Annotated in this window: 22 protein-coding genes; 4 read left to right on the top strand and 18 right to left on the bottom strand. The window is 60.0% G+C overall.

The window, feature by feature from the left end; all coding sequences use genetic code 11:
* Nucleotides 1-26 precede the first annotated feature (26 nt).
* The 4 genes from glgC to asd all read right to left on the bottom strand — a co-directional run bounded on the left by glgC (nucleotide 27) and on the right by asd (nucleotide 6,948).
* Nucleotides 27-1,313: a glucose-1-phosphate adenylyltransferase gene (glgC, locus tag Q9R34_RS09025; RefSeq protein ID WP_485893167.1), complete on the bottom strand. Its 1,287-nt coding sequence runs from the start codon at nucleotides 1,311-1,313 to the stop codon at nucleotides 27-29.
* 10 nt (nucleotides 1,314-1,323) lie between these two features.
* On the bottom strand, nucleotides 1,324-3,303 hold the full coding sequence (gene glgX / locus Q9R34_RS09030) for a glycogen debranching protein GlgX (protein WP_485893168.1): 1,980 nt from the start codon (nucleotides 3,301-3,303) through the stop codon (nucleotides 1,324-1,326).
* Nucleotides 3,300-5,483 (bottom strand): 1,4-alpha-glucan branching enzyme, encoded by a 2,184-nt coding sequence (gene glgB / locus Q9R34_RS09035; protein ID WP_485893169.1) that lies wholly within the window; start codon nucleotides 5,481-5,483, stop codon nucleotides 3,300-3,302. Before glgB ends, glgX begins: the two co-directional genes overlap by 4 nt.
* Before the next feature lie 355 nt (nucleotides 5,484-5,838).
* Nucleotides 5,839-6,948 carry an aspartate-semialdehyde dehydrogenase gene (gene asd / locus Q9R34_RS09040; protein WP_485893170.1) on the bottom strand — a complete coding sequence of 370 codons (1,110 nt, stop codon included), beginning with the start codon at nucleotides 6,946-6,948 and terminating at the stop codon, nucleotides 5,839-5,841.
* A gap of 217 nt (nucleotides 6,949-7,165) precedes the next feature.
* Between asd and Q9R34_RS09045 the strand changes: the two genes are divergently transcribed.
* Both Q9R34_RS09045 and Q9R34_RS09050 read left to right on the top strand, forming a co-directional pair.
* Nucleotides 7,166-7,759: a YhgN family NAAT transporter gene (locus Q9R34_RS09045; RefSeq protein WP_434124816.1), complete on the top strand. Its 594-nt coding sequence runs from the start codon at nucleotides 7,166-7,168 to the stop codon at nucleotides 7,757-7,759.
* Between the two features lie 116 nt (nucleotides 7,760-7,875).
* Nucleotides 7,876-8,616 carry a carbonic anhydrase gene (locus Q9R34_RS09050; RefSeq protein ID WP_485893171.1) on the top strand — a complete coding sequence of 247 codons (741 nt, stop codon included), beginning with the start codon at nucleotides 7,876-7,878 and terminating at the stop codon, nucleotides 8,614-8,616.
* A 36-nt stretch (nucleotides 8,617-8,652) separates the two neighbouring features.
* Here the strand turns inward: Q9R34_RS09050 and gntU are convergent, their stop codons facing one another.
* From gntU to Q9R34_RS09070, 4 genes are all read right to left on the bottom strand, one after another.
* Nucleotides 8,653-9,993, bottom strand: coding sequence for a gluconate transporter (gene gntU, locus Q9R34_RS09055; RefSeq protein ID WP_485893172.1), 1,341 nt, complete (start codon nucleotides 9,991-9,993; stop codon nucleotides 8,653-8,655).
* Nucleotides 9,994-9,995: 2 nt separating this feature from the next.
* Nucleotides 9,996-10,532, bottom strand: a complete 537-nt coding sequence (gene gntK, locus Q9R34_RS09060) for a gluconokinase (protein WP_434124813.1) — start codon at nucleotides 10,530-10,532, stop codon at nucleotides 9,996-9,998.
* Nucleotides 10,533-10,671: 139 nt separating this feature from the next.
* Complete coding sequence (gene gntR, locus Q9R34_RS09065; RefSeq protein WP_485893173.1) at nucleotides 10,672-11,667, bottom strand: gluconate operon transcriptional repressor GntR; 996 nt, start codon at nucleotides 11,665-11,667, stop codon at nucleotides 10,672-10,674.
* Nucleotides 11,668-11,759: 92 nt separating this feature from the next.
* Nucleotides 11,760-12,455 carry a pirin family protein gene (locus tag Q9R34_RS09070; protein ID WP_485893174.1) on the bottom strand — a complete coding sequence of 232 codons (696 nt, stop codon included), beginning with the start codon at nucleotides 12,453-12,455 and terminating at the stop codon, nucleotides 11,760-11,762.
* 354 nt (nucleotides 12,456-12,809) lie between these two features.
* On the opposite strand from Q9R34_RS09070, the gene Q9R34_RS09075 reads away from it, so the two are divergent.
* Nucleotides 12,810-13,301, top strand: coding sequence for a GNAT family N-acetyltransferase (locus Q9R34_RS09075; RefSeq protein WP_434124870.1), 492 nt, complete (start codon nucleotides 12,810-12,812; stop codon nucleotides 13,299-13,301).
* Nucleotides 13,302-13,329: 28 nt separating this feature from the next.
* Here the strand turns inward: Q9R34_RS09075 and ggt are convergent, their stop codons facing one another.
* Entirely contained in the window at nucleotides 13,330-15,084 is a 1,755-nt protein-coding gene (gene ggt / locus Q9R34_RS09080; RefSeq protein WP_485893175.1) for a gamma-glutamyltransferase, read from the bottom strand.
* A gap of 185 nt (nucleotides 15,085-15,269) precedes the next feature.
* On the opposite strand from ggt, the gene Q9R34_RS09085 reads away from it, so the two are divergent.
* Nucleotides 15,270-15,548, top strand: a complete 279-nt coding sequence (locus Q9R34_RS09085) for a DUF2756 domain-containing protein (RefSeq protein WP_485893176.1) — start codon at nucleotides 15,270-15,272, stop codon at nucleotides 15,546-15,548.
* Here the strand turns inward: Q9R34_RS09085 and ugpQ are convergent.
* The 9 genes from ugpQ to livH all read right to left on the bottom strand — a co-directional run bounded on the left by ugpQ (nucleotide 15,545) and on the right by livH (nucleotide 24,675).
* Entirely contained in the window at nucleotides 15,545-16,288 is a 744-nt protein-coding gene (gene ugpQ / locus Q9R34_RS09090; RefSeq protein ID WP_485893177.1) for a glycerophosphodiester phosphodiesterase, read from the bottom strand. The genes Q9R34_RS09085 and ugpQ overlap by 4 nt on opposite strands.
* Nucleotides 16,285-17,358 (bottom strand): sn-glycerol-3-phosphate import ATP-binding protein UgpC, encoded by a 1,074-nt coding sequence (locus tag Q9R34_RS09095; RefSeq protein ID WP_485893178.1) that lies wholly within the window; start codon nucleotides 17,356-17,358, stop codon nucleotides 16,285-16,287. Before Q9R34_RS09095 ends, ugpQ begins: the two co-directional genes overlap by 4 nt.
* A gap of 2 nt (nucleotides 17,359-17,360) precedes the next feature.
* On the bottom strand, nucleotides 17,361-18,206 hold the full coding sequence (gene ugpE / locus Q9R34_RS09100; protein WP_434124806.1) for a sn-glycerol-3-phosphate ABC transporter permease UgpE: 846 nt from the start codon (nucleotides 18,204-18,206) through the stop codon (nucleotides 17,361-17,363).
* Nucleotides 18,203-19,090, bottom strand: a complete 888-nt coding sequence (gene ugpA / locus Q9R34_RS09105) for a sn-glycerol-3-phosphate ABC transporter permease UgpA (protein ID WP_485893179.1) — start codon at nucleotides 19,088-19,090, stop codon at nucleotides 18,203-18,205. The genes ugpE and ugpA overlap by 4 nt, the downstream gene beginning before the upstream one ends.
* Before the next feature lie 61 nt (nucleotides 19,091-19,151).
* Nucleotides 19,152-20,468 (bottom strand): sn-glycerol-3-phosphate ABC transporter substrate-binding protein UgpB, encoded by a 1,317-nt coding sequence (ugpB, locus tag Q9R34_RS09110; protein WP_434124804.1) that lies wholly within the window; start codon nucleotides 20,466-20,468, stop codon nucleotides 19,152-19,154.
* Between the two features lie 536 nt (nucleotides 20,469-21,004).
* Entirely contained in the window at nucleotides 21,005-21,718 is a 714-nt protein-coding gene (livF, locus tag Q9R34_RS09115; protein ID WP_485893180.1) for a high-affinity branched-chain amino acid ABC transporter ATP-binding protein LivF, read from the bottom strand.
* Nucleotide 21,719: 1 nt separating this feature from the next.
* The gene (livG, locus tag Q9R34_RS09120) at nucleotides 21,720-22,487 is read right to left on the bottom strand and encodes a high-affinity branched-chain amino acid ABC transporter ATP-binding protein LivG (protein ID WP_485893181.1); all 768 of its coding nucleotides are present in this window, start codon (nucleotides 22,485-22,487) and stop codon (nucleotides 21,720-21,722) included.
* Nucleotides 22,484-23,752, bottom strand: a complete 1,269-nt coding sequence (locus Q9R34_RS09125) for a high-affinity branched-chain amino acid ABC transporter permease LivM (RefSeq protein WP_434124801.1) — start codon at nucleotides 23,750-23,752, stop codon at nucleotides 22,484-22,486. Before Q9R34_RS09125 ends, livG begins: the two co-directional genes overlap by 4 nt.
* Nucleotides 23,749-24,675, bottom strand: a complete 927-nt coding sequence (gene livH, locus Q9R34_RS09130) for a high-affinity branched-chain amino acid ABC transporter permease LivH (RefSeq protein WP_434124800.1) — start codon at nucleotides 24,673-24,675, stop codon at nucleotides 23,749-23,751. Before livH ends, Q9R34_RS09125 begins: the two co-directional genes overlap by 4 nt.
* Between the last annotated feature and the right edge of the window lie 18 nt (nucleotides 24,676-24,693).

Raw genomic sequence — 24,693 nt, forward strand, 5'->3', positions numbered from 1 at the left:
TATATGGTGCTTTTTATCGTTGACGGCTACGCGCTGGCCAGCCTGGCAAGCATGGCGCGTGTGACCAGAACGATCCCCTCTTCTGAACGGTAAAACCGACGACTGTCCTCGTCAGGTTTCTCTCCTATCACCATGCCTTCTGGCAGCACGCAGGCGCGGTCAATCACACAACGACGCAGGCGGCAGGATCGTCCCACCACCACGTCCGGCAGCAGTACGGCGGAATCGATATTGCAAAACGAGTTAACGCGCACGCGTGGAAACAGTACCGAGTTCACCACGACCGAGCCGGAGATGATAGTGCCGCCAGAAATCAGCGAATTCATCGTCATGCCATGGCTGCCCGAACGGTCCTGCACGAACTTAGCGGGCGGCAGCGGCTCCATATGGGTGCGGATCGGCCAGGTATGGTCATACATATCCAGCTCCGGCGTCACCGACGCGAGATCAAGGTTTGCGCGCCAGTAAGCTTCCAGCGTCCCTACATCACGCCAGTAGGGCGTCGAACTTTCATCCTGCTGTACGCAGGAGAGCGTAAACGAATGGGCATACCCTTCGCCGCTCGCCACCACTTTCGGCAGAATATCCTTGCCGAAGTCGTGGTTAGAATTAGGCGCCTGCAAATCTTCTTCCAGCAGCTGATAGAGATAATCGGCGTTAAAGACGTAAATCCCCATACTGGCCAGCGCCTGCGTATCGTCGCCGGGCATGGCGGGCGGCTGCGGCGGCTTCTCTACAAAGTCGATCACTTTATTGTTTTCATCCACGGCCATCACGCCAAAGGCGGTCGCTTCATGCAGCGGCACCGGCAGGCAGGCGATGGTGCACTTCGCGTTAGCATCGACGTGGTCGAGCAGCATGCGCGAATAGTCCATTTTATAAATATGATCCCCGGCCAGAATCACGATGTACTGCGCCTGATAACGGCGAATAATGTCAAGGTTCTGGGTCACGGCGTCTGCGGTACCGCGATACCAGTGTTCAGTGGACGTGCGCTGCTGCGCCGGCAGCAAATCCACAAATTCGTTCATCTCTTCGTTGAAGATAGACCAGCCGCGCTGAACGTGCTGCGTTAGCGTGTGCGACTGGTACTGCGTTATCACGCCGATGCGGCGGATACCTGAGTTAATGCAGTTTGAAAGCGCAAAGTCGATGATGCGAAACTTGCCGCCGAAATGCACCGCTGGCTTAGCGCGTTTGGCGGTCAGGTCTTTCAGGCGCGTACCTCTTCCCCCGGCGAGGATCAGCGCAACCGTCTGTGTAGGGAGCTGGCGGGCCAGCATCAGGTGATCGGTTCTGTCTAACTTAACCATGTCTGACTCCTTATGATTGCTTCTGGAACACGCACACGCCGTGTGCGGGACCATGCCAGACAGTCGACAAAATGGGGTTGTCATCCCCGGCGAAAGGAGGAACGGCACGCCATTCTCCGTCTGGTAAGGCGATGTCACTCACCGAATCCGTGGCGTTTATTGTTATTAACCAGCGGCCGGAGAGCAGAATCTGCATTCTGTGCGCCTTCTGCTCCCACTCCTCTCGCTGCAGTGGTCTGCCGCTGGCATTGAACCACTGCACATTGCCGTCGCCCTCTTGCCACCAGCGATCGGCGGTTAACGCCGGGATCTGCTGACGCAAACGGATAAGGGCGGCGGTAAAATCCACCAGGCTGCTCTCTTCTTCCTGCCAGTCAAGCCAGGTCAGGATGTTGTCCTGACAGTAGGCGTTGTTGTTGCCGTGCTGGCTGTGCCCGCGCTCGTCGCCAGCAAGCAGCATCGGCGTGCCCTGCGCCAGCAGCAGCGACGCCAGCAGCGCATGCGTGCTCAGGCGACGGCGTTCAATTACGTCGAAGCTGGCGCGCAGCCCTTCTACGCCGTGGTTGTCGCTAAAATTGCTGCTGCTGCCGTCGCGGTTATCCTCGCCGTTGGCCTGGTTATGCTTATGGTTAAAGCTCACCACGTCGCGCAGCGTAAAGCCGTCGTGCGCGGTGATCAGGTTAACCGCGGCGTGCGGCAGGCGGCCGTCGCGCTGGAACAGATCGCTGGAGGCGGCAAAGCGGCGCGCGAACGCGCCGTTGCTGACGTCGCGATGCAGCCAGAAGCGCCGTATATCGTCGCGAAAATGGTCGTTCCACTCGGCGAACAGCGACGGAAAGTTGCCGACCTGATAGCCGCCTGGCCCAATATCCCAGGGTTCAGCGATCAGCTTGACCTGCGAGAGCAGCGGGCAGGCTTTAATCGCCTCGAACAGCGGCGCGTGCGCTGAAAAATCGGGCGTGCGCCCCAGCACCGGCGCCAGATCGAAGCGAAAACCGTCGACGTGGCAGACGCGCACCCAGTAGCGCAGCGCCTCCAGCGCCCGGTTCATCACCTCAGGATCGCTGAGATTCAGGGTATTGCCGCAGCCGGTCCAGTTTTCATATTCGCCCTGCGGGCTCAGCCAGTAGTAGCTGGCGTTATCGACGCCGCGCTGCGACAGCGTCGGGCCGATCTCCTCCAGCTCGGCGGTGTGGTTGAACACCACGTCCAGCAGCACTTCGATGCCCGCCGCGTGCAGGTCTTTCACCGCCTGCTGAAACTCCTGCAGAGGCGACGCGCCCTCCTGACCTGAGGCGTAGCGCGGATCGACGGCCCAGAGCGCAAAGGGGTTGTAGCCCCAGTAGTTGCTTAAGCCGAGGCGCTGCAGGCGCGGCTCGCTGGCAAAATGGGCCACCGGCAGCAGCTCCAGCGCGGTGACGCCGAGATGGCGCAGGTAATTCACCATAACAGGATGGCCGAGGGCGGCGTAAGTCCCGCGCAGCGATTCCGGAATTTCCGGATGCCGCTGCGTCAGCCCACGCACGTGCGCCTCGTAAATAACCGTGTTGCCCCAGGGCGTGCGCGGGGCGATATCGCCTTCCCAGTCGAACTCCTCCGCCACGACCAGCGATTTAGGCGCCACGGCGGCGCTGTCCTGCTCGTCAGGCTGCGCAATGCCGCCGTAGAGACGCGGGTCGTCTGTTACCTCGCCCTCCACCGCGCGGGCGCAGGGATCGACCAGCAGCTTGGCGGGATTAAAGCGGTGCCCGCGCTCTGGTGCCCAGGGGCCGTGAACGCGAAAGCCGTAGCGCTGGCCCGGTTTGAGCGCGGCAACATAGCCGTGCCAGATATCGCCGGTACGCGCCGGAAGATCGTAGCGTCGCTCTTTGCCCTGGTCGAACAGGCAAAGCTCAACGCGCGCGGCATGCCGGGAGAAGAGCGTAAAGTTTACGCCCTTGCCGTCGTAACTGGCGCCTGGCGGCTCAGCACGTCCCGGAAGCAGCGTCATTCCGCCTCCTTCACCAGCCAGATTGTCGCCAGGGGCGGCAGCGTCAGCGACAGCGACTGCGGTCGGTTGTGGCTGGCGATCTCATCGGTATGCACCACCGGATTGCGCGTATCGCTGCCGTGATAGCTGTGCTGGTCGGTGTTGATCACTTCGCGCCAGTTCCCCGCCTGATTCACGCCGAAGCGATAGTTGTGGCGCGGCACCGGCGTAAAGTTGCTGGCGACAATAATCTCGTTGCCGTCGCGGTCGCGGCGCACAAAGACGAAGACCGAATTTTCGCGATCGTCGACCACCAGCCACTCAAAGCCGGCCGGGTCGAAATCGAGCTGATGCATCGGCGCATAGTGCCGATAGGTGTGGTTAAGGTCGCGCACCAGTCGCTGCACGCCGTGGTGCCAGTTATCGGCACCCTCCAGCAGATGCCAGTCAAGGCTGACGTCGTGATTCCACTCTTTGCCCTGCGCGAACTCGCCGCCCATAAACATCAGTTTTTTGCCGGGGAAGGCCCACATCCAGCCGTAGTAGGCGCGCAGGTTGGCGAACTTCTGCCAGGGGTCGCCCGGCATACGATCAAGCAGCGACTTCTTGCCGTGCACCACTTCGTCGTGCGAGAGCGGCAGCACGAAGTTTTCGGTGTAGTTGTACATCATGCCGAAGCTCATCAGGTCGTGATGATGGCTGCGGTAGACCGGATCGAGCTTCATGTAGTCCAGGGTGTCGTGCATCCAGCCCAGGTTCCACTTATACCAGAAGCCGAGGCCGCCCGATTCTGGCGGGCGCGACACGCCGTCGAAATCGGTGGACTCTTCGGCGATGGTGACGGTGCCTGGCGCGGCGCGTCCCAGCGTGCGGTTGGTGTAGCGCAGGAAGGCGATAGCTTCGAGATTCTCGCGGCCGCCGTAGTGGTTCGGCACCCACTCGCCCTCGGCGCGGCTGTAGTCGCGGTAGATCATCGAGGCCACGGCATCGACGCGCAAACCATCGATGCCGCAGCGCTCCAGCCAGTAGAGCGCGTTGCCCGCCAGGTAGTTGCTCACTTCGCGGCGGCCAAAGTTGTAGATCAGGGTATTCCAGTCCTGATGATAGCCTTCACGCGGATCGCTGTGCTCGTAGAGCTCGGTGCCGTCGAACTTCGCCAGACCGAAATCATCGCTGGGGAAGTGGCCCGGCACCCAGTCGAGCAGCACGTTCAGGCCCGCTTCGTGCGCGGCGTTGATGAAATAGAGGAATTCATCGCGCGTGCCGAAACGGCGCGTCGGCGCATACATGCCGAGCGGCTGATAGCCCCAGCTGCCGTCGAAGGGGTGTTCATTGATCGGCAGCAGCTCGATATGGGTGAAGCCCATCTCTTTAACATAGGGCAACAGCTGCTCCGCCAGCTCTTTGTAGCTGAGCCAGAAGTTGTTCTCGGTGTGGCGGCGCCATGAGCCGAGATGCACCTCATAAACAGATATTGGCGCGTCAAACGCGTTGCGCGCCTTACGCTCTTCGGCCATCTCGACCTTCGGCGGCAGGCCGCAGATCATCGAGGCGGTTTGCGGCCGCATCTGCGCCTCAAAGGCGTAAGGGTCCGCTTTAATACGCAGCTGGCCGCTGTTATCGACGATTTCAAATTTATAGAGCTGGCCGTTATAGGCGCCCGGCACAAACAGCTCCCAGATGCCCATTTCGCGGCGGAAGCGCATGGGATGGCGGCGGCCATCCCAGAAGTTAAAATCGCCGACCACCGAGACGCGCTGCGCGTTAGGCGCCCAGACGCTAAAGCGCGTGCCGTGCACGTCGTCAATCACCGCACCGTGCGCGCCCAGGGTTTCGTAGGGGCGCAAATGGGTGCCTTCCGCCAGCAGCCAGGCGTCCATCTCCTGCAGCAGCGGCCCGAAGCGATAGGCGTCGTCGATGAGATTCTGCTGCCCGTGCCAGTTCACCGCCAGCTGATAGCGAAACATATTCTTGCGGCGCGGCACCACCGCGCTGAAAAAGCCGCGCGGATCGAGACATTTCAACTGGGCGACTTTGCGCCCGGTGTTGGTTTCAATTACCCATACTTCCGAAGCGTCGGGCAGCAGCGCCCTGACTTCCAGCCCGTTGGCTGTCTGGTGCATCCCCAGCAAAGCGAAGGGATCGGCGTAATTCCCCGCAAACAGGGCGTTGATCGCCAGGCGATCGGGAAGCTCTGACATGACTTTCTTCCTGTGATTATGTGGCAGGCGAAATGAACGCGGCTATGCCACGCATCAGGTGCGCTGCTCTTCATTGAGCCATGCGTACAACGGCAGAGAAAGGAAACCGCTCCGTGGTAAATAACTTTGCCGTGTACAACAACTATTCAGTGCGAAATGCAAAACAGTCAACAACCGGCACATCATTGTTAAATCATAGCTTGGGCTTGCAGGTTGCCAGCCCGGAAAGCGAAAAATTATTGGCGGGGAGGTAAAAAAGGGAAGCCGATCACTTACAGACGGTAAGTTGTTTGACTTATTTCAGAATAATCAGGCAAAAGGCCGGGAAGATCCCGGCCTCGCTTAGTTTTTTCTGTTAGTCGACCAGCAGTCGCAGCATGCGGCGCAGCGGCTCGGCGGCGCCCCACAGTAGCTGATCGCCCACGGTAAAGGCGGAGAGATACTCCGGGCCCATATTGAGCTTGCGCAGGCGGCCGACCGGCGTGGTCAGCGTGCCGGTCACCGCCGCAGGCGTCAACTCACGCATGGTCAGCTCGCGGTCGTTAGGCACCACTTTCACCCACTCGTTGTGGGACGCCAGCAGCTGTTCGATTTCCGCCAGCGGCACATCTTTTTTCAGCTTCAGGGTAAACGCCTGGCTGTGGCAGCGCAGTGCGCCGACGCGCACGCAGAGGCCGTCGACCGGAATCGTTTTTTGCGTGCCGAGGATCTTGTTGGTTTCCGCCTGGCCCTTCCACTCTTCGCGGCTCTGGCCATTGTCGAGCTGCTTGTCGATCCACGGGATCAGGCTGCCGGCCAGCGGCACGCCGAAATTATCGGTCGGCAGCGTGCCGGAGCGGGTCAGATCGGTGACGCTGCGTTCGATGTCGAGAATGGCAGACGCCGGATCCTGCAGCGAAGTGGCGACGTGGTTATGCAGCATGCCCATCTGGGTCAGCAGTTCGCGCATATGGCGCGCGCCGCCGCCGGATGCCGCCTGGTAGGTGGCGACAGAGGCCCACTCCACCAGATCCTGAGCAAACAGGCCGCCCAGCGACATCAGCATCAGGCTGACGGTGCAGTTGCCGCCAACAAAGGTGTTGATGCCTTTGTCGAGGCCCTGACGAATCACCTGGTGGTTCACCGGATCGAGAATAATGATGGCGTCGTCTTTCATGCGCAGCGTTGAGGCCGCGTCAATCCAGTAGCCCTGCCAGCCGCTGGCGCGCAGCTTCGGGTAGACTTCACTGGTATAGTCGCCGCCCTGACAGGTAATAATGATATCCAGCGCCTTGAGCGCTTCGATATCAAAGGCATCCTGCAGCGCACCGGTGGACTTGCCGCCAAACGTCGGCGCAGCCTGTCCCAGCTGCGAAGTGGAGAAGAAGACCGGATTAATAACGTCAAAATCGCGCTCTTCGCTCATGCGCGACATCAGCACAGAGCCGACCATACCGCGCCAACCAATAAAACCTACATTCTTCATTTTCTGTCCATCTCAGTCAGCGATAGCGGCCGACCTGCTTACCGAAGGGAAGAACGGAATGGGTTTTCACTCCGCTCTGCGTCATAAATGGATTTACCTGTGACCAACAACTCTACAAAATGCAGCTTTTCTGGCAAGTGAATTAATTCGATTGTGCCAACTTTTTCAGCAGCGTGGCTAATAACCTCGCGTCGGGATGAAAGGAATAACCACAAAAATGACTGAAATGATCTCTGCGACCATTTTACTGCTGCTCATCATGGATCCGCTGGGCAACCTGCCGATTTTTATGTCGGTGCTCAGGCATCTGGAGCCAAAGCGGCGGCGCGTGGTGCTGATCCGCGAAATGCTGATCGCGCTGGTGCTGATGCTGCTGTTTCTCTTTGCGGGCGAACGCATTCTGACGTTTCTTAATCTGCGCACCGAAACCGTCTCGATTTCTGGCGGCATCATCCTGTTTCTTATCGCCATCCGCATGATTTTCCCATCGGGCGAAAGCAGCACCAGCGGCCTGCCCGCGGGCGAAGAGCCCTTTCTGGTGCCGCTGGCGATCCCGCTGGTCGCCGGCCCGTCACTGCTCGCCACGTTAATGCTGCTGTCGCATCAGTATCCTAATCAGATGGGGCATCTGGTCGGCGCGCTGCTGATCGCGTGGGGCGTTACGGTAACGATCCTGCTGCTGTCGGGGCTGTTTTTACGCCTGCTGGGCGACAAGGGCGTCAACGCGTTAGAGCGTCTGATGGGGCTAATTTTGATTATGCTGGCGACGCAGATGTTCCTGGACGGCATCCGCGTCTATCTGAAATTATGATGTAGCGCAAAGCGCGGGCGGATTAACAGGCCTGTTCTTTGTGTGGTTTTGTCTTGATTAACTTTCAGCTTCGTATTCTTGCGCGGCTACGAATGACTTCATACCAGGACAACACCATGAAAAACAACCCACCCGCCCAGCCTTCGCGCCGCGCTATTTTGAAAAAGACGCTGGCGGTTTCCGCGCTGTCGGTGACCGGCGTCGGCACGCTGGCGCTGCCAACCCTCTCTTTCGCCGCTTCGCTCAGCAAAGAGCAGCGCGACGCCATGACGCCGGATGCGGTCATCGCCCATTTCAAACAGGGCAACCTGCGCTTTCGTGAAAACCGCCCGGTAAAGCATGACTACCTGGCGCAGAAGCGCAACAGCATTGCCGGACAGTATCCGGCGGCGGTGATCCTGAGCTGCATCGATTCGCGCGCGCCCGCTGAGATTGTGCTGGACGCCGGTATCGGCGAAACCTTCAACGCGCGCGTCGCCGGTAATATCAGCAACCGCGATATGCTCGGCAGCATGGAATTCGCCTGCGCCGTTGCTGGCGCGAAGGTGGTGCTGGTGATGGGACATACGCGCTGCGGTGCGGTGCGGGGTGCGATCGATAACGCGGAGCTGGGCAACCTGACCGGCCTGCTGGAGGAGATTAAGCCGGCCATTGAGAAAACCGTCTACAGCGGCGAGCGTAGCGGCAGCAACGACGCGTTCGTCGACGCCGTAGCGCGGAAAAACGTTGAGCTGACCCTCGACAGCATTCGTAATAACAGTCCGGTGCTGAAGCAGCTGGAAGAGCAGAAAAAAATCAAAATTGTCGGCAGCATGTACCACCTGGCGGGCGGCAAAGTTGAGTTTTTCGAGGCGTAAGCGAGAAGCCGTCACGCAGGCGTGACGGCGTTGATTTTACGACAGCAGCTGGAAGGCGATCATGCCGACAAGGGCGCCGACGGTGCCGAGGATGGTCTCCATCAGCGTCCAGGTCTTCAGGGTTTCGCCTTCGGTGGCGCCGGTAAAGCGGCCGAACAGCCAGAAGCCCGCATCATTAACGTGGCTGATGATGATGGAGCCGCCGCCGATGCAGACAGAGAGCGCCGCCAGCTGCGCGCCGCTGTAGTGCAGCGGCTCGATAACCGGCATCACCAGCCCGACCGTGGTGAGGCAGGCAACCGTGGCCGACCCCTGGATGACGCGCACCGCGCCGGACAGGATAAAGCAGGCCAGCGCGACGGGGAGCCCCGCGCCGGTCAGCGCATGGCCCAGCACCGGGCCGACGCCAGAATCGACCAGCACCTGCTTGAACACCCCGCCCGCGCCGATCACCAGCAGAATAATGCCCGCAGGCTGCAGCGCGCTGCCGCACACCTGCATCACCTTCTCTTTATCCATGCCCTGGCGGTAAGCCAGCCCGTAAATCGCCACCAGACAGGCGATAAGGATCGCCGTAAAGGGATGGCCGATAAACTCCAGCCACTCATACAGCGAGGAGCCCTGCTCGGTAAAGCGCGCGCCGATGGTTTTCAGCCCCACCAGCATCAGCGGAAACAGGATCAGCGCCAGGCTGAAGCCAAACGACGGCAGCTTCGCCGCGTCAACGTCCGGCTGGTGATCTTCTGGCGGCGCGCTAAAGGTCACGTGACGCGCAATCAGCGAACCGAACAGCGGACCGGCGATCAGCATGCCGGGAATAGCGGCGCACAGGCCGAGCAGGATCATCCAGCCGAAGTCGGCGTGCATCTGCGAGGCGAGCAGCATCGGCGCCGGGCCCGGCAGCAGAAAGGCCGCCGACGCCGCCACGCCGGCAAACAGCGGGATCACCAGCTTCACCAGGTTATCGTGGGTGCGGCGCGCCACGGCGAAGGCGATGCTGATCAACAGCACCACCGCCACCTCGAAGAAGAGCGGCAGCGCACAGATCAGGCCGGCGATACCCATCGCGTAGTGGGCGCGGCTTTCGCCAAAGGTTTTCAGCATACGGATGGCAATCTGATCCACCGCGCCCGTCTCATGCAGAATTTTGCCGAACATCGCGCCCAGCGCGACGACGATAGCGAGGAAGCCCAGCGTACCGCCCATGCCTTTCTGCATGGTGTCCGCGATCTTGTCCAGCGGCATGCCGGAGCAGAGGCCTGCGCCGATCGACACCAGCATCAGCGCGACGAAGGCGTGCATACGCGCTTTCATCACCAAAAAAAGCAGCAGCAGGACAGAGCCTGCTGCGGTTAAAACCAGTGTTGCGGTACTCATGACTAACCCTTGTTGATGGCTTTCCCGATAGCCGCAACCGTAGCCGCAACAACGTCGTCAACTGAATGATTGATATCAACCGCCAGTACGTCCGGCTCGTCTGCGCCGGGCTCTTCCAGCGTGGCGAACTGCGTTACCAGCATCTGCGGTTTAAAGAAATGGCCTTTGCGCGCCTTCAGACGCGATTCGATGGTGTCGAAATCGCCCTTGAGGTAGATAAAGCGCAGGTTATCGTTGCCCTGGCGCAGAATATCGCGGTAACGCTTTTTCAGCGCGGAACAGACGATAATAGAGATCGCCTGGGTACGCTGCATGGCGAACGCGGCGTCGTTGAGCGCCTGTAGCCACGGCTGACGATCGTTGTCATCCAGCGGATGGCCGTCGGCCATCTTTAAAATATTGGCGCGCGGATGAAGAAAATCGCCGTCGAGAAAGGCGGTATTGAGCTGGTGGGAGACCTGGTTAGCGACAACGGACTTTCCGCTGCCTGAAACGCCCATCAGAATAAAGACGTGATGCGACGAGGATTGAGTAGTCATTTTTCTGCTCCGGCAGGTAAATTCGCCAATGTTACCGATAACAATGCTGGTTGCCATTGTGTGAAGCCCACTACAGGCTGGCAACCCTGTTTAGCCGAAAAAGCACGAAAGTGTGAACTGACTCATAAAAATGCCCGATTCAGATGCTGCCGCCTTCGCTGATGTCGAAGCCGATATCCAGCGGCGCGGAAACGCTGAAATCGCCGCTGATACGCGCCAGCAGCATGGCGGCCGCTTCGCGTCCCATGCGTTCGCGCGGCGTCAGGACGGTCGCCAGCTGCGGCGTCACAACCTGACTAATATCATGGCCGTGAAAGCCAGCGATCGCCATTTGCGACGGGACTTTTAATCCCTGACGCTGGCATTCGAACATCGCGCCGACCGCCAGGTCGTCATTGGTACAGAACAGGCTGTCGGTTTGCGGATAGCGACGCTGCGCCTCGCACAGCAGCATCCCGCCTGCGCTGAAGGAAGAAGCCTCTTCCATCATTACGCTGCGCGGCTCCAGCCCCGCTTCGCGCATCGCTTTTTCGTAGCCCTGCTGCTTCTGCAGGGTACGCTCATCAAGACGCGCGCCCAGGTAAACCGTATGGCGATGCCCTTTGCGCAGGATAGCGTGCGTCATCTGCCGCGCCGCCTCAACGTTATCGAAGCCCACCGCCATATCGAGGCACGGCGAAACGCTGTCCATCATCTCAATTACTGGAATGCCCGCCACTTCCAGCATGCGCAGCGTCGCGGGCGTATGGGTACGCTCGGTGAGAATGACGCCGTCGATGTTCCAGCCCAGCAGCGAACGCAGCTGCAGCTCCTCTTTTTGCGGGCTGTAGCCGAAGTGAGCAACCAGCGTCTGATAGCCCGCCTCATCGGTCACCGCTTCAATGCCGCGCAGCACGTCGGCGAACACCTGGTTGGTCAGCGAGGGGAGCAGCACGCCGATGGCGCGGCTGGTGGCGTTGGAGAGCATATCCGGCGCGCGGTTGGGGATATAGCCCAACTCATCAAGCGCGACGGCAATCTTGTCGCGCAGCGCCGCGGAAACCTGCTCAGGATTGCGCAGATAGCGGCTGACGGTCATTTTCGTTACGCCGACACGATCGGCAACGTCCTGTAATACCGGTCTTTTTTTCTTCATCGTATGCGCCCAGGGTCACAATTACGACGAGTCTATCACTATTCAGCGGGAGAATTGTAAACCGGGCGCGACTGTGCGCGCCCCGTCACCGCTTAAACCGGCGGCAGATCGAACAGCAGCACTTCGGCGTCGCTGCTGGCTTCAATCGTCAGGCTCGCCTCATCCCAGACGGCAAACGCGTCGCTGGTGCGGGCAGTTTCGCCGTTAACGCGGATCTCGCCTTTGACCACCTGCACCCAGACGCGGCGGCCGGTTTCGATAGCGACCTCATCTTTTTCGCCCGCGCTGAAGACCCAGCGCGACAGCGTCATATCCTGATAGACCTTAAGCGATCCTTCACGGGCGTCCGGCGTCAGCACAAACTGACGTCCTTTTACGTCCGGGAAGCGGCGCTGGGCGTAACGCGGTTCGATGCCGGTACGCTCTGGAATAATCCAGATCTGGTAAAGATGCAGCGGGTCGCTGCTGCTGGCGTTGTATTCAGAGTGGCGCACGCCGGTGCCCGCGCTCATGATCTGAAATTCGCCCGCCGGAATCTGCTCTTTATTCCCCATGCTGTCCTGATGCTCGACGGTGCCGGAGAGCACATAGGTCAGGATCTCCATATCTTTGTGCGGGTGCGTGCCGAAGCCCTGTCCGGCCGCGACGATATCTTCGTTAATGACGCGCAGCGCTGAAAAGCCCATAAAATTTGCGTCGTGATAGCTGGCGAAAGAGAAGGTGTGCCAGCTTTCCAGCCAGCCGTGATTCACGTGGCCGCGTTCGTCTGCTTTGCGTAGGTAGATCATGTTCAGTTCTCCTCAATGTTTTAGAACAGTCTGAACCTGAGGCGAACCTATTGATAGCTGAAAAACTTCACGCCTCTGTTCAAAAAAGGTGAAAAAGCGCCTCACGCATGATGAGCAGAGCTGAATAATGCGGCAGGTAAAAAAAAGCCAGCACCCGAGCTGGCTAAGTCATACTGGAAGCAATGTGAGCAATGTCGTGCTTTCCGGTTTGTCTAAGGACGCCCCGAGAACGCATCGCAATAATAATCATTATCATTCGCGTCTGTAAAGCCTTTTGTGATCTTTTCTGTTGATTATTAATAAGATTTCCTTGATGTTTGAAAGGGTTTTCCCGTCAACGCAAGGAGAAGGATGATGAGCGAGATTGTGGTGCGACACGTTACGCCTGAAGATGCTGCCGCCTTAATGCATATTTACAGCCAGCCGGACACCATGGCGAATACGTTACATCTGCCGCTGCCTTCGCTGCAAAAATGGCAGCAGCGGCTAAGCAACCTCTCTCCAGCGGGACATTCGCTGGTCGCCTGCATTGAAGGAAAAGTGGTTGGCCAGCTGACGCTGGAGGTTCTTGCGCCTGCGCGCCGTCGCCACTGCGCCACGCTGGGCATGGGCGTCGATGAAGCGTATCGCAACCGCGGCGTCGGCAAAGCGCTGCTCGGCGCGGCGGTCGATCTTTGCGATAACTGGCTGCAGGTGACGCGCATGGAGCTAACGGTATTCGCCGACAATCCCGCCGCTATTGCCCTCTACCGCCATTTTGGCTTTGAAGTGGAAGGCACGGCGAAGGCTTTTGCTATGCGACAGGGCGAGATGATCGATACGCACTATATGGCGCGGCTGAAATAGCAAACGGGGCCAGCCTGGCCCCGAAATGTTAATATCCCGCGCTCAAATCCCCTGGCGTACGCGGATCCGATGCGCCATAAAGCGTGCCGTCCGGCCCAATCATAATGCTCTGCGTGCTGCCCATCGCTGGCAATACCTTCACATGCTGCCCCTTATTCTCCAGCAGGCGCAGCGTGTCCGGGCTGAACCCCTTCTCAACGCGCAGCTGATCCGGCAGCCACTGATGGTGGAAGCGCGGCGCATTGGTCGCCTCTGCGACGTTCATCCCGAAATCGACGCTGTTTACCACCATTTGCAGCACGGTGGTAATAATGCGGCTACCGCCCGGACTGCCGGTCACCAACCAGGTTTTGCCCCCTTTCGCCACGATAGTCGGCGACATTGAGGAGAGCGGACGCTTGGCGGGCTGTACCGCATTCGCTTCACCGCCGACCAGTCCGTAGACATTCGGCGTGCCCGGCTTGGCGGAGAAATCATCCATCTCGTTGTTCAGCAGGATGCCGCTGTTGCCTGCGACGATGCCGCTGCCGAAATTGGTGTTCAGGGTATAGGTTACCGCGACCGCCGTGCCCTGCTTGTCGACGACCGAAAAGTGCGTGGTCTGGTTGCTCTCATAGGGCTCCAGCTTGCCGGGCTTAATCTCGCTCGACGGACGCGCTTTCGTCACGTCAATCTGCTGTGCGATCGACTTCGCGTAGGCTTTGCTGGTGAGCGCCTGCCACGGCACTTTGACAAAATCGGGATCGCCAAGGTACTCCGAGCGGTCGGCATAGGCGTATTTTTCCGCTTCGGCGATCACCTGCATCGCGTCGGCACTGCCAAAGCCCATTTTCGCCAGATCGAAGTTTTCCAGAATATTCAGGATCTGCACGATATGGATCCCGCCGGATGAGGGGGGCGGCATGGAAAAGACCTCATAGCCGCGATAGGTGCCGCTGATTGGTTTACGCTCGACGGCGCGGTAGGCCGCCAGGTCCGCTTTGCCGATCAGGCCGCCGTGCTGCGCCATCTCGCTGGCGATCTCGTCGGCGATTTCGCCTTTATAGAAAGCGTCCGGCCCCTGCTGCGCAATCAGCTGCAGGCTGTGGGCGAGATTCTTCTGCACCAGGCGATCGCCCTTCTGCCACGGCGTGCCGTCGGGCTTAAAGAAAATCGCCTTGCTGTTGGGATGCGCCAGCAGCACTTCCTTGCCGTAGGTTTTCAGATCGTCCGCCAGCGCGTCGTTGACCACATAGCCTTCGCGCGCCAGTTTAATCGCTGGCGCCAGCAGCGTGCTGAGCGGCAGCGTGCCATATTTTTGCGCCGCCAGCGCAAAACCCGCCACGCTACCGGGCGTGCCCGAGGCGAGATGCGAGGTGAGCGACAGCTTGCTGTCAGCGTTGCCCTGTTTATCGAGGAACATATCGCGCGAGGCGCGGCCCGGCGCCATTTCGCGGAAGTCGATAGAGGTGGCGCGGCCGGATGCGGTGCGCAGCAGCATAAAGCCGCCGCCGCCCAGGTTGCCCGCCTGCGGATGCGTCACCGCCAGCGCGAAGCCGACGGCGACGGCGGCATCCACCGCGTTGCCGCCCTGGCGCAGAATATCCACGCCAACCTGCGTCGCCAGCGCATCCACCGAGGCGACCATGCCGTTCTGCGCCCTGACGGGATGAAAGGTATCATCCTCAACGCCATAAGAGACGGGCGGCGCGCTGGCGGGCGCGGCGGCGTCAGCGGCGCTGACCACCGTTAAACTCATTATTACCGCCCAGCCAAGCTGGCGTATATTTCCTCGCATCATCATCCACCCTTTTCAGTTGTTTACATTTGTTATTACGCAGGCAAGTGTTTACATATACAGCAAAAAAATAACATCTAAGTCAAATTCGGTGCGTTCCTGGGGGAGAAGTTTGTGAGGTTGCTAAACTTAAAGAAGTTGCGGCCGGGCGCATCAGACGATGGCGAGGCCGCCTTGACGGAGGAAGTCACATGAAAAAATGGTTAATCGTCTTTGCCGCGCTGCTGCCACTCAGCAGCATGGCCAATATGCTGAACAACACGAATCAGCCTAATCAGCCGGGCTACAACCCAAGCCAGCAGCGCATGCAGACGCAGATGCAGATCCGGCAGCAGCAGCAGCAGAACAAACTGCAGCAGGATCAGCAGCAGCAGACGCAGCAGATACAGCGCAAAATGCAGGAACAGCGCAGCAGCGCCCAGCAGCGCGTTATCAACACGCAGCCGGGTCAGCAGCAGAACCGTAATTAACGAAAGTCGGGGCCGATAATGTCGATGCGATCGGTACAGATGGCGTCGACGCCCCATTTCAGCAGGGTACGCGCCCGATCCGGGTCGTTTACCGTGTAGACGAGAATATGCAGGCCGGCGGCCTTCAGCGTCGCGACGCGTTCGGCGTCGAGCAGTTTATGGTTAAGGTGAATCGAGACGCACGCCAGCGCAGCGGTTTTGCTTTGCCACGCCTCATCCCACTCATCAAGCAGCAGGCCGCGCGGCAGATCCGGCTCCGCCTGCATCGCCGCCTCCAGCGCCACGTAAGAGAACGACGACAGCAGCGGCGCGGTCATCTCCTGCCACAGCGTTTTCGCCGCATGGGCGATGGCGCGACCGGTTTCCGCCTCGCTGCCGGTAGTCGGTTTGATTTCGATATTCGCCATCATGCCGTACCGGCGACAGCACGCCGCCACGTCGGGAAGCCGCGCCAGCGGTTCGCCGTCGAACGCCTTGCCGAACCAGCCGCCCGCATCGAGCTGCGCCAGTTTTTCCCACGGCAGCTCACCCGCGACGCCCCAGCCGCTGCTGGTGCGATCCAGCGTGTCGTCGTGCAGCAGAAAAATCTGCTTATCCTGCGACAGTTTCGCGTCGAACTCGATCATGGTATGGCCCCACTTCGCGCCGACGTCGATCGCCGCCAGGGTATTTTCCGGGGCCAGTTTGCCGCCGCCGCGATGGGCGACGATATGAGGATAGGGCCAGTTGTATGTGCTCATTCCAGACGCTTTCCGGTCGTTGAATCGAAATAGTGTAACGCATCCGACGGCAGATGCAGCCACAGCGTGCTGCCCGCCTGCGGGCGTTCGCTGTGCGGCAGACGCACCACCAGCGGCGTCTCGCCGATGCGCCCGTGCGCCAGGTTGTCCGCGCCGAGCAGCTCCAGCGTCTCGACGCGCAGCGGAATGCCCTCGCGCTCGCGCGGGCTGATGCGCACATGTTCGGGACGGATGCCGAGCGTCACGGCACGATTCGCCCACTTCGCCTTGATCTCGCCGAGCGGCAGAGAGTAGGAGTGGTCGATATTGAAGCGCGTGCCGTTGCTGCCGATCTGGCCGTCAATCAGGTTCATCGCCGGCGCGCCGATAAAGGAAGCGACGAACTGGCTGGCGGGACGCTCGTAAATCTCTACCGGCGTGCCGATCTGCTCGACAAAGCCCTTGTTCAATACCATCACGCGCTGCGCCAGCGTCATCGCTTCGACCTGATCGTGCGTGACGTAAAGGCTGGTGGTTTGCAGGCGACGGTGCAGCTGCTGCAGCTCCAGTCGCATCTGCACACGCAGCCGCGCGTCCAGGTTGGAGAGCGGCTCGTCGAACAGAAACACCGAGGGCTCGCGTACGATGGCGCGGCCCATCGCCACGCGCTGGCGCTGGCCGCCGGAAAGCTCGCGTGGACGGCGGCTCAGCAGCTGATCCAGCTCCAGGCTGCGCGCCGCTTCCAGCACGCGCAGGCGGATATGTTCTTTGCTCATGCCGCGGATCTTCAGCCCATAGGCCATATTCTCCTCGACCGTCATATGCGGATAGAGCGCGTAGTTCTGAAACACCATCGCGATGCCGCGATCTTTCGGCTCCAGCTGGGTGACGCGTCTGTCATCGATATAGATATCGCCGGAGGTGACGCGCTCCAGCCCGGCCACCATGCGCAGCAGCGTCGATTTTCCGCAGCCGGAGGGACCGACCATCACCATAAATTCGCCATCGTTGACGGTGACGTTGAGCGGCTGAATGATTTGATTCTTGCCGTCGTAGGACTTGGTTACCGCCTGAAGGGTTACGCCTGCCATGCTTATTTCTCGCTCTCGACCAGGCCACGCACGAACGCGCGCTGCATGACCAGCACCACCACTACCGGTGGGATCAGGGTTAATAACATTGCCGCCATCACTTCGTTCCACTGCGTCGGCGATCCGCTGGTGGAGATCATACTTTTGATCCCCGCCACTGCGGTGCTGAGCGAGGCGTCGTTGACGATCAGCAGCGGCCAGAGATACTGGTTCCAGCCGTAGATAAAGGTGATGACGAACAGCGCCGCGAGGTTGGTTTTCGACAGCGGCAGCACGATGTCCCAGAAGAAGCGCAGCGCGCTGGCGCCGTCGATGCGCGCCGCCTCGATCAGCTCATCCGGCAGCGACATAAAGAACTGGCGGAACAGAAATGTCGCCGTGGCCGATGCCATCAGCGGCAGCGTCAGGCCGCTGTAGCTGTCGAGCATATTGAGATCGGCGATCACCTGCACGGTAGGGAAAATACGCACCTCGACCGGCAGCATCAGCGTAATGAAGATCAGCCAGAAAAAGAGCGTGCGCAGCGGAAAGCGAAACCAGACCAGCGCAAAGGCGGAGAGCATCGACACCGTAATTTTGCCGACGGTAATACCGAACGCCATAATCAGGCTGTTGAGCAGCATCAGGCTAAACGCCGGGCCGCTGCCGTTAACCCCCTGGGTCCAGATGCGCGAGACGTTCTCCCACAGGTGGGTGCCAGGTATGAGGGTCATCGGCACCTGATAGACCGCCTCGTTATCCAGCGTGGCGGCAACGAAGGCGACGTAGAGCGGAAAAAGAATGGTGAGCACGCCCAGCACCAGCAGCGTGTGGCTGAAGATATCCAGCCCGCGACGGTTTTCAATCATTGGTACTGCACCTTACGCTCAACGAAGCGGAACTGAATCACGGTCAGGCCGATCACCAGCAGCATCAGCACCACCGACTGCGCCGCCGATGAAGAGAGATCCAGTCCGGTAAAGCCTTCGCGATAGATTTTGTAGATCAGCGTGGTGGTGGCCTGCACCGGCCCGCCGCCGGTCGCGGCGTCGATAACCGGAAAGGTATCGAAGAAGGCGTAGATCAGGTTTACCACCAGCAGGAAAAAGCTCACCGGCGTAATCAGCGGCAGCGACAGATTGAAGAAGCGGCGCACCGGCCCGGCGCCGTCGATCGCCGCGGCTTCCACCAGCGATTTTGGAATCGACTGCAGCGCGGCGAAAAAGAAGAGAAAGTTGTAGCTCATTTGCTGCCAAATCGAGGCGACGACAATCAGGAACATCGCCTGACCGCTGTTCTGCGCGTAATTCCAGCTGTAGCCGATCTGATTCAGGAAGTGGCTAATCAGGCCGAGACCGGGATTGAACAGAAACATCCACATCACCGCCGCAACCACCGGCGCCACCGCGTAGGGCAGCAGCAGCAGCGTCTGGTAGAGCTTGCGCAGCCGGATAACATAATCCACCAGCGCCGCCAGCAGCAGCGACAGCACCATGCCGCACACCGTGACCAGCGTGCTGAACACGATGGTGGTCCAGAAGGCGTCGAGATAGTAGCTGTCCTGAAACAGGCGCCTGAAATTGTCCAGGCCGACAAAGGTGCTGGAGAGGCCGAAGGGATCGAGGTTTTGCAGCGAATACCACAGCGCTTCGCCTGCGGGCCAGAGGAAAAAGATAGCGGTAATCAGCAGCTGCGGCAGCACCAGCAGATAGGGCAACAGACTGGTGCGAAACACCGGGCGAGATGAAGACATAGCGTACTCTGTCTGAGAAAGAGAACAGGGCCAGCAGCGCCGGCCCTTTTAACGTCACAGGTTACTTCACCTGCTGTTCAAAGCGGCGCAGCAGTTCATTGCCGCGTTTCACCGCGCTATCCAGCGCGGCCTGCGGCGTCTGCTTGCCGGTCCAGACGCCTTCCAGCTCTTCGTCAACGATGGTGCGAATCTGCGGCATATTGCCCAGGCGCATACCTTTGGTGAACGGCAGCGGATCTTTGTTCAGCATCTGACGTGTTGCGATATCCGCGCCAGGGTTCTTGTCGTAGAAGCCCTGCTGCTTGCTCAGCTCGTAGGCGGCGGTGGTAATCGGCAGGTAGCCGGTTTTCTGATGCCATTCAGCGGCGATTTCCGGCTGCGCGAGGAACTGCATAAATTCCGCGACGCCCTTGTAGGTGTTGGCGTCTTTGCCTTTCATCACCCACAGGCTGGCACCGCCGATAATGGCGTTCTGCGGCGCGTTCGGCACCGTATCGTCATAGGGCATCATGCCGACGCCGAAGTTAAATTTGGCGTAGTGTTTGATATCCGCCAGCGAACCTGAAGAGGCGGTGGTGATGCCGCAGTCGCCGTTATAGAACTTGGCGGTGGATTCGTCTTTACGGCCGAAGTAGGTGAAGTCGCCTTTCTTGTTCATCTCCTCCAGCATCTGGATATGACGCACCTGCACCGGCTTGTTGAACTCCAGCACCGCATCGGTGCCGTCGAAGCCGTTGTTTTTGCTGGCGACCGGCAAGGCGTGCCAGGCACTGAAGTTTTCGATCTGGATCCAGCCCTGCCAGCCGCTGGCGTAGCCGCAGCTCATGCCTGCCTTACGCAGCGCGTCGGCATCTTTCGCCAGCGCCTGCCAGGTTTTCGGTGGCTGATCCGGGTTCAGGCCCGCTTTTTTAAAGGCGTCTTTGTTGTAGTAGAGCACCGGCGTGGAGCTGTTGAACGGCTGAGAGATCAGATGGCCGCTGGCGTCGCTGTAGTAGCCCGCCACGGTCGGCACAAACTGTTTTTCATCGAAGGGAATGCCCGCGTCCTGGAAGACCTGATGCACCGGCACGATCGCCTTCGACGCCATCATGGTGGCGGTGCCGACTTCATAAACCTGCAAAATGGCCGGCGCTTTGCCGGTACGCACCGCTGCGATGCCTGCCGCGAGGCTCTGCTCGTAGTTGCCTTTATAGGTCGGCACGATTTTATAGTCGGGATGCGCCTGGTTGAAACGTTGCGCCAGCGAGTCGACCTCTTTGCCTAACTCGCCCTCCATTGAGTGCCAGAAAGGAATTTCAGTGGCGGCCAGCGCGTTGCCGCTGATGGCCAGGCCCAGAACCGCACTCATCAGGCTTTTTTTATAAGTAAAGACAGACATAGAGTTTTCCTGTGCAGGTAGGTACGCGCGATATCACGCATTTTTTGTTCGCGAAGTAACATGACACGGGAAAATGACGGATTAATAACAGCGAGATGACAGCCGGATGACGGCCAGATGAAGGAGGTTTTATCTAAATTGTGTTATCGCACCACAGCCAAAGGCCGTCGGCGGCGCAGCCAGTTCGGCGCCGGACAGCGCGCAGCCACCGGAGCGTACACATAGTACGTGAGGATGGCGAGCACTGCCCCTGTCGAAATGGCAAGTAAGCCAGGCCTTATCTAACGCCAAAGGCCGTCGGCGGCGCAGCCAGTTCGGCACCGGCCAGCGCGCAGCATCCGGAGCGTACTAAAGTACGTGAGGAATGCGAGCACTGCCCGCTGTCGAAATGGCAAGTAAGCCAGGCCTTATCCAACGCCAAAGGCCGTCGGCGGCGCAGCCAGTTCGGCAAGGGCCAGCGCGCAGCATCCGGAGCGTACTAAAGTACGTGAGGAATGCGAGCACTGCTCGCTGTCGAAATGGCAAGTAAGCCAGGCCTAGGCACCAAGGTAAGCGCTGCGGACGGCTTCGTTGGAGAGCAGAGCTTCCCCCGTATCTTCCAGCACCACGTGCCCGTTCTCCAGCACATAGCCGCGATCCGCCAGCTTCAGCGCCTGGTTAGCGTTCTGCTCCACCAGAAAGATAGTCATCCCCTCTTTGCGCAGCTGCTCGATGGTATCGAAGATCTGCTGGATAATAATCGGCGCCAGCCCCAGGGAGGGCTCGTCCAGCAGCAGCAGACGCGGCTGGCTCATCAGCGCGCGGCCGATCGCCAGCATCTGCTGCTCGCCGCCGGACATGGTGCCCGCGCGCTGGATTTTACGCTCCGCCAGACGCGGAAAGAGCGCATAAACGCGCGCGATGCGCGTCTGATACTCCTGACGGCTGGCGAAAAAGCCGCCCATCGCCAGGTTCTCCTCTACCGTCATGCGCGAAAACACCCGACGTCCTTCCGGCACGATGGCGATCGCCTCGCGCATGATGCGCGCGGTTTGCCAGTCGGTAATGGTTTTGCCATCGAAGGTAATGCTGCCCTGGGTGGCGCGCGGCTCGCCGCACAGCGTGCCGAGCAGCGTGGTTTTCCCCGCGCCATTGGCGCCGATCAGCGTGACGATTTCGCCCTGACTAATATGCAGGCTGACGTTATGCAGCGCCTGGATCTTGCCGTAGTGCGCGCTAACGTTGTTAACGGATAACATTGGATTTGCCATGTTACGCCTCTCCTAAATAGGCTCGGATCACATCCGGATTATTACGCACCTCTTCCGGCGTGCCGTTGGCCAGCGGCGTACCCTGGTTCACCACATAGATTCGGTCGGAAATGCCCATCACCAGCTTCATATCATGTTCTATCAGCAAGACGGACACCTTGTGCTCAGCGCGCAGTTCGGCGATCAGCTCATCCAGCTCGTGCGTCTCTTTCGGATTCAGCCCGGCCGCCGGTTCGTCCAGCATCAGGATCTCCGGACGCGTCACCATGCAGCGCGCAATCTCCAGACGGCGCTGCTGACCGTAGGCCAGATTGCCCGCCTGGCGGTTGGCCAGATCGAGCAGCCCGATACGCTCCAGCCAGGTGGCGGCGCGATCCAGCACCTCGCTCTCGCCGCGACGAAACGCCGGGGTTTTGAACAGGCCTGAAAAGAGGCTGCTTTTCAGATGCTGGTGCTGCGCGACCAGCAGGTTCTCGATGACCGTCATCTCACGGAACAGGCGAACGTGCTGAAAAGTGCGCACCACGCCCATGCGGGCAATCTGCTGGCCGGGCAGGCCCTCCAGATGCTGCTCGCGCAGCTTAATGGTGCCGCCGGTCGGCTTGTAGAAGCCGGTCAGGCAGTTGAAGACGGTGGTCTTTCCCGCGCCGTTGGGACCGATCAGCGAGACGATCTCCTGCGGGCGCAGCTCCAGCGCCACGTTATTGACCGCCAGCAGGCCGCCGAAGCGCATCATCAGGCCTTCAACGGCTAATAAAGGCTGACTCATGCCTGCTCTCCTTGTTTCTGCTTCAGTTTCAGGTGCGGACGCTTCATCGGCAGCAGCCCCTGCGGACGCCAGATCATCATCAGCACCATCAGGCCGCCCAGCACCAGCATGCTGTATTCGTTCAGATCGCGCATCAGCTCGCGCGACACCACCAGCAGGATAGCGGCGAGGATCACGGCGAACTGCGAGCCCATGCCGCCCAGCACCACAATCGCCAGCACGAAGGCGGATTCGACAAAGGTAAAGGACTCCGGGCTGACAAAGCCCTGGCGTGCGGCGAACAGCGTGCCGGCGAAGCCGGCGAACGCGGCGCTAATGGTAAAGGCGGTCAGCTTGATGCGCGTCGGGCTGAGGCCGAGCGAGCGACAGGCGATCTCATCTTCGCGCAGCGCTTCCCACGCGCGGCCCAGCGGCATGCGCAGCAGGCGGTTAATCACGAACAGCGTCAGCGCCACCAGCAGCAGCGCCACCAGATAGAGGAAAATCACGCGGTCGCTGGGGTCATATTTCAGGCCGAAAAATTCGTGGAAGGTGCTCCAGCCGCCCTCGGAGACTTTACGGCCGAACTCGAGGCCAAACAGCGACGGCTTAGGGATCTGCGCGATGCCGTTGGGGCCGCCGGTCAGCGCAGTGTTGTTCAGCAGCAAAATGCGCACGATTTCGCCGAAGCCGAGCGTGACGATCGCCAGATAGTCGCCGCGCAGGCGCAGCACCGGAAAGCCCAACAGCAGCCCGAACAGCGCCGAGACGATGCCCGCCAGCGGCAGACACTCCCAGAAGCCGAGGCCGAAGTAGTGATTCAGCAGCGCGAAGGTGTAGGCGCCGATAGCGTAGAAGCCGCCGTAACCAAGCACCAGTAAACCTGACAGGCCGACCACCACGTTGAGTCCGAGGCCGAGCATCACGTAGATCAGCGTCAGCGTGGCGATGTCCACCGCACCGCGCGAGACGAAAAAGGGCCAGGCGACCGCGACGACGATCAGCGCCAGCATAAACAGCTTCTGCTTCGGCGTGGAGCCGTCGATGCCGGGCAGCACCAGCGCCGGACCGGAGATCTTTTTCAGGCCGCGCTGCCAGAACGGGCGCAGCAGCTGAAAGAGAAAGACCACGCCGCAGCCGACGAAAATCCAGTTCCAGCGCACGTCGCCAGCGCTCTGCACCACCAGACGCGTGCCGTCGAGGCCGAGACGCATGCCCATAAAAAAGCTGGCCAGCACCAGCAGCATCAGGGAGGAGAGCAGCGCATTGATAAAGGAAGATTTCATACTTTCTCGACCTCCGGGCGGCCCAGAATGCCGGTCGGCATCACCAGCAGCACCACGATCAGCAGCGCAAAAGAGACCACGTCTTTATATTCGGTGCTGAGATAGGCAGAAGTCAGCGCTTCGGCGATGCCGAGCACCAGGCCGCCAATCATCGCGCCGGGAATGCTGCCGATACCGCCCAGCACCGCGGCGGTAAAGGCCTTCATGCCGGCCATGAAGCCGATAAAGGGGTTAATTGAGCCGTAGAACTGGCCGAGCAGCACGCCCGCCACCGCCGCCATCGCCGCGCCAATCACGAAGGTGAGCGAAATCACGCGGTCGGTATTGATGCCGAGCAGGCTCGCCATTTTCAGATCTTCGGCGCAGGCGCGGCAGGCGCGGCCCATACGCGAATAGCGAATAAACAGCGTCAGCGCCAGCATCGCCAGGAAGGTCACCAGCCAGATGACGATCTGCATGGTGGAGACGGTGGCGGCAAAGCCGTTGCTCTCGCCCAGCGTCCACTGGCCGGTAATCAGGCTCGGCAGCGCGAGGTCGCGCGAGCCCTGCGTCAGGCTGACGTAGTTTTGCAGGAAGATCGACATACCGATGGCGGAGATCAGCGCGATCAGGCGCTTCGACGATCGCACCGGCTTATAGGCGACGCGCTCGATGCTCCAGCCGTAGGCGCTGGAGATCAGGATCGCCATCACGAAGCCGGCGGCAATCATCAGCCAGCCGGTGTCGATGCCCATCATCATCAGGGCGGCAATCACGATAAAGGAGACATAGCTGCCGATCATATAGACCTCGCCGTGGGCGAAGTTGATCATGCCGATGATGCCGTAAACCATGGTGTAACCGATGGCGATCAGCGCATAGGTGCTGCCGAGGGTGACCCCGTTAAGCATCTGCTGTGTGAAATAAAGAAACTGCTCGGACATAGTGAAGACCTGCATGAG

The organism is Enterobacter sp. BRE11 (genome assembly GCF_031844285.1).
GTDB lineage: Bacteria > Pseudomonadota > Gammaproteobacteria > Enterobacterales > Enterobacteriaceae > Pantoea.

Bases quoted from the DNA above. Each gene is read 5' to 3' on its own strand.
- livH (WP_434124800.1), bottom strand. From the start codon at position 24,675: ATGTCCGAGCAGTTTCTTTATTTCACACAGCAGATGCTTAACGGGGTC.
- glgC (WP_485893167.1), bottom strand. From the start codon at position 1,313: ATGGTTAAGTTAGACAGAACCGATCACCTGATGCTGGCCCGCCAGCTC.
- Q9R34_RS09050 (WP_485893171.1), top strand. From the start codon at position 7,876: ATGAAAAACAACCCACCCGCCCAGCCTTCGCGCCGCGCTATTTTGAAA.
- gntR (WP_485893173.1), bottom strand. From the start codon at position 11,667: ATGAAGAAAAAAAGACCGGTATTACAGGACGTTGCCGATCGTGTCGGC.
- livG (WP_485893181.1), bottom strand. From the start codon at position 22,487: ATGAGTCAGCCTTTATTAGCCGTTGAAGGCCTGATGATGCGCTTCGGC.
- ugpB (WP_434124804.1), bottom strand. From the start codon at position 20,468: ATGTCTGTCTTTACTTATAAAAAAAGCCTGATGAGTGCGGTTCTGGGC.
- Q9R34_RS09095 (WP_485893178.1), bottom strand. From the start codon at position 17,358: ATGGCAGGCGTAACCCTTCAGGCGGTAACCAAGTCCTACGACGGCAAG.
- ugpQ (WP_485893177.1), bottom strand. From the start codon at position 16,288: ATGAGCACATACAACTGGCCCTATCCTCATATCGTCGCCCATCGCGGC.
- Q9R34_RS09075 (WP_434124870.1), top strand. From the start codon at position 12,810: ATGAGCGAGATTGTGGTGCGACACGTTACGCCTGAAGATGCTGCCGCC.
- Q9R34_RS09070 (WP_485893174.1), bottom strand. From the start codon at position 12,455: ATGATCTACCTACGCAAAGCAGACGAACGCGGCCACGTGAATCACGGC.
- ugpA (WP_485893179.1), bottom strand. From the start codon at position 19,090: ATGTCTTCATCTCGCCCGGTGTTTCGCACCAGTCTGTTGCCCTATCTG.
- ggt (WP_485893175.1), bottom strand. From the start codon at position 15,084: ATGATGATGCGAGGAAATATACGCCAGCTTGGCTGGGCGGTAATAATG.
- ugpE (WP_434124806.1), bottom strand. From the start codon at position 18,206: ATGATTGAAAACCGTCGCGGGCTGGATATCTTCAGCCACACGCTGCTG.
- glgB (WP_485893169.1), bottom strand. From the start codon at position 5,483: ATGTCAGAGCTTCCCGATCGCCTGGCGATCAACGCCCTGTTTGCGGGG.
- Q9R34_RS09045 (WP_434124816.1), top strand. From the start codon at position 7,166: ATGACTGAAATGATCTCTGCGACCATTTTACTGCTGCTCATCATGGAT.
- livF (WP_485893180.1), bottom strand. From the start codon at position 21,718: ATGGCAAATCCAATGTTATCCGTTAACAACGTTAGCGCGCACTACGGC.
- Q9R34_RS09125 (WP_434124801.1), bottom strand. From the start codon at position 23,752: ATGAAATCTTCCTTTATCAATGCGCTGCTCTCCTCCCTGATGCTGCTG.
- Q9R34_RS09085 (WP_485893176.1), top strand. From the start codon at position 15,270: ATGAAAAAATGGTTAATCGTCTTTGCCGCGCTGCTGCCACTCAGCAGC.
- gntK (WP_434124813.1), bottom strand. From the start codon at position 10,532: ATGACTACTCAATCCTCGTCGCATCACGTCTTTATTCTGATGGGCGTT.
- asd (WP_485893170.1), bottom strand. From the start codon at position 6,948: ATGAAGAATGTAGGTTTTATTGGTTGGCGCGGTATGGTCGGCTCTGTG.
- glgX (WP_485893168.1), bottom strand. From the start codon at position 3,303: ATGACGCTGCTTCCGGGACGTGCTGAGCCGCCAGGCGCCAGTTACGAC.
- gntU (WP_485893172.1), bottom strand. From the start codon at position 9,993: ATGAGTACCGCAACACTGGTTTTAACCGCAGCAGGCTCTGTCCTGCTG.